This window comes from Gilliamella sp. B2717, from assembly GCF_026536675.1.
Taxonomy (GTDB): domain Bacteria; phylum Pseudomonadota; class Gammaproteobacteria; order Enterobacterales; family Orbaceae; genus Gilliamella; species Gilliamella apicola_I.
In genome coordinates, this window is sequence record NZ_JAFNNQ010000094.1 from 92821 (window position 1) to 103883 (window position 11063).

Consider the following 11063-nt stretch of genomic DNA (forward strand, 5'->3'; position numbering starts at 1 on the left):
TTTTATTGCAAATCGATTATAAAACCATCTGAGTTTTTCATTAAAAATACTAGCGTATTGAAACAAAACAAATATACTGGTTTACCTCCACCTGATTTATCAATTGTGATCGAAATATTCACTTTTTCACCATAAGTAAATGGCGGAATGTATAAACATAAATTTCGAAGCCTATTTTTAGTGTAAATTTTTTTTAAATCCATTGGGTATTGATTATTAAATAAAATTTTAGGATTACCTCGAAAATTTTCTAAAATTTCAAATGTTGCTGTAGTAAATCCTCTCCGATAATTAGATTTAACAATGATTTCATTAGCAAAACATAGTTTTTGCCATTGTCCATTTGCAATAACACTCATTATATGTACGTTTTGATTCGGATTTAACTCTTGCAATTTGACATCTTTCACAAATGAAACAGCCGAAAGCACATTTCCCTTGATTTGATTAACATTTAGAGTACCTTTAATTTCACAATTCTCATTGATAACGACATTATTCAACTCTCCTGATGTGGCACGCAATCTCCCTGAAATGTCAGCATTAATGGCTTTCAATGTTCCTGTATGCTTGGATAATTGCCAACCAGATACACCCTCTCTAAAATTATTTGATTCAATAACATTGCCAATTTTCGTGTTCGTTATTGAAGCATCACCAATAACTGCATCATTAATGACAACTTGATTACCCTGTGTCGTAAAGACTGTTTGAGGATTCCCATTGGCTGAGTTCATGATTGAAAAACGATCTTGAAGAAAAATGATATTACTTTGCATTCCTTGTTCAGTATTTTCAACACCCATTGTCATACCTGCAACATACTGTTGACCTTTGTCATCTACTTCAACTTTCATTGTACGATGAGCTGAAACTTTACCATTTAAATTATTTACCGTTTCACTGACATCTGAAATGGTGGTAGAAACATCTCCAACTTTTGTGTTAATTGCCTGTATTGATTTGGCAGTAGCGGCATTTTGTTCAGCTGTTGTCTGTTTTAATTCTGATAAATTGCTATTTATATTACCGTATTTAGCGTTCAACTCTTTTAAAGCAATGGCTGTTGCTGCTTTCTCAGTTAATAACGCTGAATGGGTTTCTTGAATCTCAGCGGATAAGTTGCCGTTTTCAACTCTGCGCTGTTTTGTCTCAGCGTCTATAGCCAGTGCATTTTCAATAATGGATTTTGCATTCGCTATTGAATTAATAGCAGCATTATCTGCAGAGTCGACAAGAGATTGCCAAGCGTCTGTTTCTTTTATTTCTTCAAAAATATGGTCTGTCAAATCGTTAGTATTGGTACTTGAAACACCTCTAACCCAATCTGTCCAATCACTGATGTTACCAATTTTATCGACAAGGCGAGCACGGTAGAAAAACTGTTGACCTATAGCTAACCCTGTCTGAGAATAATTGCAAGTTGGGTAACTAACATTGCTTAATAGCAGGGCATTTTCTTCATTTTCAGTCGTACTATATTGAATTTCTGTGTAACTACTATCTCCGCTTCCAATTGGAAACGACCAATTAAGGTCAATACCAAATACCACACTTTCGCTAGCAGTAAAGTCTACTGGTCTGTTAGGTTTACCAACTTTTCCTTTGATTGCTTTGGCTTGTGAATAAGCCCAGGGTGAAGATGCATCAATCGCATTTACTGCTCGTACTCGAACTTCATATACACCAGTATAAACACCTTCGACGGTAAAATTCGTTCCATTAGTTCGACCAATATTAATCCAAGACGAATTATCTTTTCTCCATTGAGCAATATAGTTTGTCGCACCTTCTACCACATCCCAAGAAGCTTGCAATGATGCCACCGACAGTCCCTGGGAGATATAACTGCTTTCTGATAAAACAATATTTTTGGGGGATGAAACTGAGCTTGGAGGAGTAACTGTTATTGGTTTTGGCTCTAATCGTATACCTTGATCTATATATTTGAATTTATTTGGATCATGATGAATAGCCGTAATTGTAAACTGACCCTCATTAGACGATGATATTGAGGTTACTCTATAATACTGAATAGCGATATTATCACTATCAATACACCATACTGCACCAGCAACTGGTGTCAGTTTATAATTAGCCGTAACAGTGAGTGTTTTTTTGTCTGTACTAATCGCTCTAATTGTTCGGCTTTGCGCAGAACCATCTGGTAAATTAAGGACTAACCGATCGCCCACATCATATTCAACGGCTCTATCTAATGTGATTTTTCGTCCTTCAACAGCGTGAATACGCCCGCCATTTTCTTTGCCAGAACGAGAAGGGTCAGCAATCCCAATAATTCGTGCAGGTAAAGGAATATAGCCATCGAGTCCTACCGAAAATGTGATCACTTCATCTTTTGCATTAGAAAGTAAAGCCCAACGTCCACGTCGTTGCGCTTCAGCTTGCGAAGTACAACCTATCGCTGTTAATTTCATGACATTGACATCATAACGACGCATCAAATCATGATCCCACACAGCCTCAACATCATCACAATAATGATTGTTAGGATCAGAATATGCAACTAAACAGGATGTATAACGATTTTTATATGAACCACCAGAATAGGTAAAATCACCGATAACATTAGAAGGATGATAGATAAAATCTGGTTCATCTTGTGGCATATCTGCGGTTAAACAGATCTGATCATTACCCCAAAATATAATACCCCGAAATGAAGCCACTAAATCTTTTAGAACGTTATAAGCCTCTTCTTGACTTTGTATATATTCGTTACAAGCAAAGCGAGGTTCCATGCCACCTCGACCATCAGGTACCATTTGATCACAATACTGACCTAATTGATAAATTGACCATTTATCGAGCATTGTTGAATCAATTCTGACCCCCATACCTGCTATCTCATCACGCATCAAATAATAAGAAAGCCAAGCAGGATTATTGGTATATGCCATTTTAAATCCGCCAGTCCAAGTGCCTGAATAGGTCCTGTTTACTGGATCATAATTGTCTGGTACTTGGACAATTTTTCCTTTCAGTTTACAACTAATTTTAGGAATAGAACCATTAAATTGGCTAGCATCTAACTCGATATAAAGTAGAGCGGTATTAGGATACCGTAATTTACTGTCAATAATTTCCGCATATGAAAAAACACTAAACGCATTAATCAATTTATTCGATTTCGAATCAGGTGTTAGTCGTCTAACACGTATACTCCACCCTTCTAATGCATTTGGTAAATTGATGCGATGATCTCGCTGATATTCTGAGGTAGTTTTTCCATTAAATTCACCATGAATAACCGTTTCAAACGCACTGCCATCTGTTGATAAGTCAATAGCATACTTGGTAACGGTTCCTATCATATCACCATTTTCTTTATACTCAATATGACTTGGTAAGCTTAATTTGATTCTAACTGCATCCAAGTTTAAATTATTAAATGAACGTATCCAAGGATTGTCAGATTTTACTGTAAAACCGATTTTTAACTCATTACTTATCTCAGGTATTCCTTGAATATAATCTTGCGTTTGAGCACCATTACGGAATTCCCATGCAACACCATTAAAATTACGTGTACCATCGAGATTGGCTAGTGGAGTATTATCAATGAATATATTTTGTTCTGTTAGATCGCCTTGAATTTCCCCTTCACTTAATGCTAAAAGCACTTTGAGCTTTGCTGTTGAAAGCAAATTATCGGGTTGTTCATAAGGTCTATGTTGCTTTTTTTTACCGCCCTTTTGACCTTCTATTAATTGCATAATCCACCTATTGTTGATCTTCTGAATAAATACCTGCGTTAATCACTGCGCCACCAATTTCACGGTTACCTAACAAAACAGGAACAGGATATCCTACCGCATTGGTATTAACGGGCGCCCCAAAACCATAATTAGGTTTATTTTCGGTATGTGATGCTCCTCCTGCATTAAATTTGGGTTGAGGAGTTAATAATTGAACAACCCCTCCTAACATCATATTAATACCAATACTGGTTAAAATAGACGTAACGGATAGTGTTCCCGCTGCCATCACTGCACTCCATGCGGCCAGTGATGCTCCAGCAGTGAAAAATGCAGCAACTAAAGCAACGGCTCCGATCACAACTTGTAATAAACCACCACTTTTTGCGCCTTGAGCTATCGGCATAATCACATAATTTTTGCCATTAACATTAATATCAAACTCATCAATTCCAATATTTTTTCCATCCACAAAAAAGGCAAACTTAATGCCTTTTAAATGAGCCGTACTCATATATTTTTCAAACCCTTTTATTGTCACACAAAGTGCGCGTAGCAATTCCCGGATATTGTTTACGTCATACGTATGCTTTTTTCCAAATTGCCTTGCCATTGCACCTTTCAATGTTAACTTACTGAGCATTAAATAACTCCTTATGCCGCACAATGCGAACAGTTCTATCTCTAAAATATTTACCGTAAGGTGTACGTGTAGATAATTGACCGTACAGGTGGTGTAAAATAAGATTATCACCCACATAAATAGCAGCATGATTTGTGACTTGCGAACCAATGCGCATCATAATCATATCTCCGACTTTCATATCATTCAGACCGACTTCAACAAATCCTTCTGCTTGCCAATTATCATCATAAAGATGCTCTTTCCCACTATTCCACCATTCTCGTGGCACTGAATAATTGTTTAATTTAATTCCATATTCACGATCATAATAATCCATTATTAATGACCAACAATCAGCGTGACCAAGCAACCACTGTCGCCCTGTATAATCTCGATTTATTCGTGGCGATATTGTGCAAAAGTCACCATCAGGAGCAGACATTATTCCCCATTCAATACCTGTATAATCACATTGAATACGGTCAAACTCTGACGGAACCAGTGACGTAACATCAGGATGAGAATGAATAATCATGATAATTTCACCTTGTTTTTCTGCAGCTATCTGTTCTTCTGGTGATATTAAAAAATGCGCTTTTGGATTATCTGAAATGTTTTTACAAGGTAGATAGATCTGTTTTTTTCCCGTATCAATAATGAATCCACAAGCTTCATTTGGGTATTCGCTATCCACATGCTTTTTGATTGAATCTAGTAATTTTTGTCGCATATTACTTACCTTGAAGATTAGCCGCAGGAAAACCACCAAACGGAAGAGGTTTATTACCATGTCGGGCTTTACAATCTTTTAATAGTCCTCCACATTCATCTTTTGCCGGATCATCGACGGCAATTCCGTCTTTGGTGAAAAACTTATTTCCAGCATAATCACAGCCTGTACCTGAGCGGTACCATCCACGCATACACCAAGTACATATTGTTGTGATTTGCCTGGTAGGCAATTGTAAATTTTGAATATCAAATGGCGAACAAAGTTCAAATTCAACAATAGCTTTCGTTTCTTCGCGTTTATTATTAATAAAAAATAATTGAACTCTTTCTTGAGTTGGATCGGCTGTGGCATTACCTGCTAACCAGTTGTCTGAATCAAGGTATTTTGCCATTGTGGTATGAATTTTTACTCTCGCTTGAACTAAATCATCATAATCTATACACAATCTAGTCACTCTTCCGTCAATATTACCGATTGACAATTTAGGGGTAGGTTGTGCACCCGTACTACTTAATTCAAGATCGCTTAATTCATACGGATAAGGTAAATATTCTTTACCTTGCCATTTTATAGAAGGTAAATTTCCAACAGCAAAGGAAGCCCACCCTTCAGCAGAGATATTATGAGAGTGAAATCGTAAAACCTCATCAAGCCCAAATTTTGTACAATCAACTTCAATAAGTTGTATCAGCTCATTGCCTTCAATGGCTTGTAAATCTTGTGTTATTGACATGTTCTCTCCATCAATCCCCAAAACTTAATTAAGAAAATTTTTTGAGGTTTACATTTGTATAATTAAGGTGCATAAGATTGGACAAAAGTAAAACTTAGCTTTACCACATTCGAAGAGATAAATTCAGATTTGATTGATTCGTTTTGAACACGATATAATCTTTCTTCTCCCCAAGGGTTAACCCACTGAAAGGAATGAATAATATGGCTGTTAAGAAACTGACGGATTTCAGACAATTCGTTACAATGACCCGTATAGGACAAATCCCATGTTTCACCTGATTTATTGATTCCAGAACTCCAAATTTGCGAATATCCATCATTAAATTTTACTTCTGTGATACTCATTTTTTCCCCTCCATTGGGGGAATGCATTGTTTTCCATTTAAATTTATCTACTTTCATATACTCCTCAAACAAAATTTGGTTTTGAATATGTCTAGGTAATTTAGTTGAATTAAAAACATCAAAACGGATATTTATTTATGTGATCAATTTTAACTTTAAACTTCATGTTTTTTTTGCAATAAAAAATTAAGTTAATTGTGTTGAAATGAATCCAGTTACGCGCTATAGACGACTAAAATACGATGATATTCCAAGAAATAGGGATGGTTAAAAATGAGTTGTTATTGTGTTTTAATATTCGAATAAGTATTAAAATTATGCTATTTAGAGGTTTTTAAAAGAATCTAAATGGTTAATATCATTACTTCATCGCATACATGACGTTGTATAACTCTCCTCCCGGTGAAACTGATTTTTTAAACATCTCATTCATTTGCCGTCTAATAACCGCATCTACTTGAGATTGAACTTGTTTTGGATCGGTATTATTGCCATGAGTAGAAGTACTATTTTCTGAAGACATATTTAATACAATATTGGGATTAACAGTGATTGCATTTGAAGAAGGTGTTGTGCGTTGGGCTAATGCTATCGGAGCCGTAATAGAGGTATGAACATAACCACCGCTATCATATCCTTTATGAGAATCATTCATCAGACTATAAAGATAGTCTACACCTAATCGTTTAGTTGCCTCTTTTGTAAAAACAAACTCGCCTTTATGAACAATTCCTGCTGGTTGGTACTTGTTACCTCGTCCGGTAAAACCGCCCGGTTCCAATGCATATCCCACACTTCCACCCGAAGCATATCCAAGAATTTCACCCCCTGTATAAGCTTGTTGAATCCCTCCGGTCGCTTTTCCTCCACCACCAAAACTCGTTAAAGCAGATTGAATAATCTGCGCTAAAATCAATTTATTAATAATTTCAATTAGATTAACTAAGATAGTTTTTGCAAACTCCTGAAAGTTTGCTTTGCCTGTTGTGACAAGCGTTGTCATCATTTGAGACATAGATCCAATTGAATTTTGCGCAAAATCTTTAGCAACACTAAAAACATCTTGAGATGTTTCAGCAAATTCTTTCAAACCGGTTGTTAAACCAGCTATCCAATCTCCTTTTTGTAAATCTTCTTGCACAAAACTTTCTTCTAAAAGTTGAGCTGCCTCAAGGTAGTTTTGGGTTATAGTGATGATGTTTTCTTGACTTAGGTTATTACTCGGATCTAAATCTTGTTCCTTGTTTCTTTCTAAATTAATTCGACTTTGATACCTTGACGATTGAGATGATGTCATTCCAAAGGTCGCTTTTTTATCTGCAATCTCATTTTGTAATTGAGTAGAATTGTGAGTAATATTTTGTAAAATCTGTTGGACTTTGATTCGACCATTGATTTCTTCAGAAATTGCCGCATTTTTTTCATATTGAGTAAGTAACGACGCTTTATTGGCTAGTAAATAACGTTCTTCTGCGGTTAGTCTACTTTTATTGTTTTCTTGTTCCAAGATGTTAATCTGAGCTTGCAAATCAAAGTATTTTTCACGTTCTGCCGTTATCGCACCGATCGTTGCATTCTGTTCTTTTAATGATTCTAGTTGAATTTGAAGATTTTTCTCATCACGTTGACTAGTTTTTAATAATGACGGCGCACTATTTTTTGAAGAAAATAAAGTATTTATTTTATTTCTATTGCCTTTATCGCCTTGAGGGTTGCCATTTAAATCATTTAATGACTCCAGTACTTTTTTAGAGTTATGGACTTTAATGATAATATCTTTCAATTTAATTATAAAATCGTCTAAATTATCATTTCCTACTCCCGTTTCCTTTGATATATTTCCTACATAAGTTGCAATCTCATTTAATTTATCAGCCAATTCAAATGAATCTGAGATTTTACTTATTTCATAAAGTTTATCATAAAAAACTGATGCATTTTCATTACTAATATTAAAAGACTTATTGGTTTTCTCAATTTGTTCACGAATATAACGTTGATGACCAGGTCTGCCATCAATATAGCTTGGATTATACTTTATTTGGGGATGTTCAGCTAAAATATCCCTGGTTAAAGATTCTTTTGAACTTATAACTCTTTTTGCATTTAAATCAAACTCTTCTAAAAGCTCATTAATTGCTTCTCTCGAATGAACAATTGTATTATCGGAGAGTCTTTTAGAAGTTTGAATAAATGCCGTCGCAAGGCTAGGATTTATATTTGCTAGCTCCTTCAATTCATCAGTAAATGACACTGTTCCATCTTTATTTAGTTTAACAATACCATACAATTTTTCTTGGGATTCTCTTAAACTATCAGTGGCAGATACAGCATTATCAAAATAGTCAAACAAATCCTTACCGACAACGGCACCCACTTTAACTATCGTACCAATAGCTTTCCCAACAGGACCAAACAATTCACCAATTTCTATTCCATGTTCAGCCAGTGTCATTAATGGATTTTTCTTTACATTCGCTTGTGCTGACATCTGTTTCATTTGATTTGAAATCTGACTTAATGCCGCACTCATTTTTTCACTTGTATTGGCAAATGTTTCTTGCGATTCAATTATCCCAATTAATTGATACTTAGAACTTTCAATTATTGAATTAAAAACTTGAAAAGCATGAGCATCAATAAATCCATTTCCATTAATGTCAGATAATTGTTGTTGCACATAAAGCAGATTATCCAATGCTTTGTTGACCGGATGAATGATTCCTAATAACTTATTATAGACACCAATTTGGTTATATAAAGATTCCAATTGACGTTTACTAATATTGTTATGCATTAGTTTAGATGTATTTAGTGTTCTCAAACTTTTATCAGTGGTTTTAAGCTTTACATCTAACTCGTTAATTCTTTTAATCTCTTTATCAAGATTACCTGTTTCAACTTTTAATGATAATGTAGTTGTTTTTGACATAGATTACCCATATTAAATAAACCGACTTTCGTCGGTTATTTTGATTTGTGTATGATTGTTAAGGCCTGACTTTCCATTAACCGAATATCATTAAAAATTTTTTGGTTTCCTTTAATATCAAGCATTTGCATTACCCAAGGCAAGCAATTATAGTCAAGACCTAAAATACCACTCATGCTTGTTCTCCACTGCGTTGACATGGCTTGGAATAACTGGAAAGCATCCCAGTTATCTGACCATATTTCTATATACTCATCTTCATAATCGACTTCCGATAGCCCAAAAGAATCAAGTTCAGCTTTTGAAGGCGTTGATGAATAAAGTGCAGTGGCAAGCTCTATGAGTTTTTTTCTCGTTGTCCCAACATCTCTTTATAATAAGTATTAGTTATTGCTTGCCAAGCAGCAGGATAGTTATTTAATAAGATATTTAAATTTTCTTGATTAAACTCTTCATCCAAATTCCAACCAGATACAATTTTTATCATAAATTCAATGATAGGTTTATCCTTAAGCTCGGTCTCAAACACGGTCAGTTTATCAACTGAATAATGTTTGAAATCAAAGCTAATTTGACCATCGTCCAATCCAGGACGCGGAATGGAAACTTCACATCTAAATGTCGGATCTGCAATAAGTTTAAATTTTGCCATGATTAAAATGTCCTAATTAATCTTTATAGAAAGTAATTGCTGGTGACTCAACTGTCGCACTTACTTTTACAGTTTCAATATCATTAATGGCTGTTGTTGGCGTCGGATCAAAAGCAATACGGACAGAGTCATAACGTGTTTCTTTAGCTTTAGGAACATACATTTTCATTGCAACAACATTATTGGTTAAATCCAACTGCTGTAACAATGTGTAGATAGGTAATGAGCTGTCATGAGCAATGGTAAAACTTTTACTTTTCGCTGATTTGATAGTCGGTAATTGACGTTCTGCATCATCATCAAGGAACTGAATTTGAATAAATTGCTGTTCACCACCTTCAGTAGCAACCTCTTTAATTTGAGGTAGTTGTTCCCATTCCGTTATTTTGGTAATAGTTCCTTGTCCTTCTCCTGCCGGGAATACCGTTGTATTACTAGTATTAATATTACCCAAAGTCACTTCATTGTTATTTACGTGAGAAATTTTTGCGACAATATTATTCAATTTAGTCCATGATGAAGTGAGCATGACTTCATCCCCGACCACTAGTCCATGCCCTGAATTTAACGTGACCACCGCTTCTTTAGCATTAGAAATTGAATTAAAGTTAGTTACTTCGTTGTGTGATTTTTGCACATACACACGAGAACCATTAGGTAAAGCAAAACCCATAATATATATCTCCCTTAAATTTTATTTAAAATATAGAATCAGCACGATAGTTAAAGCTGATCGGTAGTGTATAACAAGCATTATCCATTTTTGCTGGATAAACACTTGGTATAGAATTTACATAAAGTGAAAAGTTATGACTTGTTAACTCTAAATTGAGTGGAAAATGCTGAATAATTTCATCAGATATTTGTTGAGAACGTAACTTACCGCTATTAATAGGTGCGACAACAGAAATTTGATAAACACCTCGATAAACCTTCAATTTTCCTTCTGAATCAACGCTTGTTGTTACTTCTGGTAAAATATAAGTTCTGAGATAAATATCGGAATGAGAAAGAATTTCACTATTTTCATCGAAAACAGGTAAGTTTAGTTTTTTTGCAATAATATCAAGGTGAGATTCAAGCAATGCTGAGATTGTTGAAATCAAATTATCATCTCCTTAGCGACATTTTAAAAATAGATCTTGTTAATTATTGTTTGCTTATAAATTTCATAAAAACTTCAGAAATTAAGGAAGAGTTTTTAAATTTATTCAATAAATTCGATTAGAAAAAGCTATTTACACCTGATAAAACAATTATCTATTACACATAAACAGTGTGTTATTTTGAGGTGCAATGACCTGACAATAGTATTGCTGCCA

Annotated in this window: 10 protein-coding genes; all 10 read right to left on the bottom strand. The window is 34.8% G+C overall.

Annotated elements, in window-relative coordinates; genetic code table 11:
* Positions 1-2 precede the first annotated feature (2 nt).
* Positions 3-3737: a phage tail tip fiber protein gene (locus tag J3U35_RS10120; RefSeq protein WP_267361131.1), complete on the bottom strand. Its 3735-nt coding sequence runs from the start codon at positions 3735-3737 to the stop codon at positions 3-5.
* A 7-nt stretch (positions 3738-3744) separates the two neighbouring features.
* Positions 3745-4362 (bottom strand): tail assembly protein, encoded by a 618-nt coding sequence (locus tag J3U35_RS10125; protein ID WP_267361133.1) that lies wholly within the window; start codon positions 4360-4362, stop codon positions 3745-3747.
* The gene (locus tag J3U35_RS10130; protein WP_267361135.1) at positions 4352-5074 is read right to left on the bottom strand and encodes a C40 family peptidase; all 723 of its coding nucleotides are present in this window, start codon (positions 5072-5074) and stop codon (positions 4352-4354) included. Before J3U35_RS10130 ends, J3U35_RS10125 begins: the two co-directional genes overlap by 11 nt.
* A gap of 1 nt (position 5075) precedes the next feature.
* On the bottom strand, positions 5076-5810 hold the full coding sequence (locus J3U35_RS10135; RefSeq protein ID WP_267361137.1) for a phage minor tail protein L: 735 nt from the start codon (positions 5808-5810) through the stop codon (positions 5076-5078).
* A 62-nt stretch (positions 5811-5872) separates the two neighbouring features.
* Positions 5873-6214: a phage tail protein gene (locus J3U35_RS10140; RefSeq protein ID WP_220215504.1), complete on the bottom strand. Its 342-nt coding sequence runs from the start codon at positions 6212-6214 to the stop codon at positions 5873-5875.
* Positions 6215-6518: 304 nt separating this feature from the next.
* Positions 6519-9089 carry a phage tail tape measure protein gene (locus tag J3U35_RS10145; RefSeq protein WP_267361139.1) on the bottom strand — a complete coding sequence of 857 codons (2571 nt, stop codon included), beginning with the start codon at positions 9087-9089 and terminating at the stop codon, positions 6519-6521.
* Positions 9090-9124: 35 nt separating this feature from the next.
* The gene (locus J3U35_RS10150; protein ID WP_081299198.1) at positions 9125-9430 is read right to left on the bottom strand and encodes a DUF1799 domain-containing protein; all 306 of its coding nucleotides are present in this window, start codon (positions 9428-9430) and stop codon (positions 9125-9127) included.
* Positions 9427-9741 carry a phage tail assembly chaperone gene (locus tag J3U35_RS10155; protein WP_267350661.1) on the bottom strand — a complete coding sequence of 105 codons (315 nt, stop codon included), beginning with the start codon at positions 9739-9741 and terminating at the stop codon, positions 9427-9429. Before J3U35_RS10155 ends, J3U35_RS10150 begins: the two co-directional genes overlap by 4 nt.
* Before the next feature lie 16 nt (positions 9742-9757).
* On the bottom strand, positions 9758-10414 hold the full coding sequence (locus tag J3U35_RS10160) for a phage tail protein (protein WP_267361141.1): 657 nt from the start codon (positions 10412-10414) through the stop codon (positions 9758-9760).
* 25 nt (positions 10415-10439) lie between these two features.
* Complete coding sequence (locus J3U35_RS10165; protein ID WP_081299199.1) at positions 10440-10847, bottom strand: phage tail terminator-like protein; 408 nt, start codon at positions 10845-10847, stop codon at positions 10440-10442.
* Positions 10848-11063 lie beyond the last annotated feature (216 nt).

Bases quoted from the DNA above. Each gene is read 5' to 3' on its own strand.
- J3U35_RS10120 (WP_267361131.1), bottom strand. From the start codon at position 3,737: ATGCAATTAATAGAAGGTCAAAAGGGCGGTAAAAAAAAGCAACATAGA.
- J3U35_RS10125 (WP_267361133.1), bottom strand. From the start codon at position 4,362: ATGCTCAGTAAGTTAACATTGAAAGGTGCAATGGCAAGGCAATTTGGA.
- J3U35_RS10130 (WP_267361135.1), bottom strand. From the start codon at position 5,074: ATGCGACAAAAATTACTAGATTCAATCAAAAAGCATGTGGATAGCGAA.
- J3U35_RS10135 (WP_267361137.1), bottom strand. From the start codon at position 5,810: ATGTCAATAACACAAGATTTACAAGCCATTGAAGGCAATGAGCTGATA.
- J3U35_RS10140 (WP_220215504.1), bottom strand. From the start codon at position 6,214: ATGAAAGTAGATAAATTTAAATGGAAAACAATGCATTCCCCCAATGGA.
- J3U35_RS10145 (WP_267361139.1), bottom strand. From the start codon at position 9,089: ATGTCAAAAACAACTACATTATCATTAAAAGTTGAAACAGGTAATCTT.
- J3U35_RS10155 (WP_267350661.1), bottom strand. From the start codon at position 9,741: ATGGCAAAATTTAAACTTATTGCAGATCCGACATTTAGATGTGAAGTT.
- J3U35_RS10160 (WP_267361141.1), bottom strand. From the start codon at position 10,414: ATGGGTTTTGCTTTACCTAATGGTTCTCGTGTGTATGTGCAAAAATCA.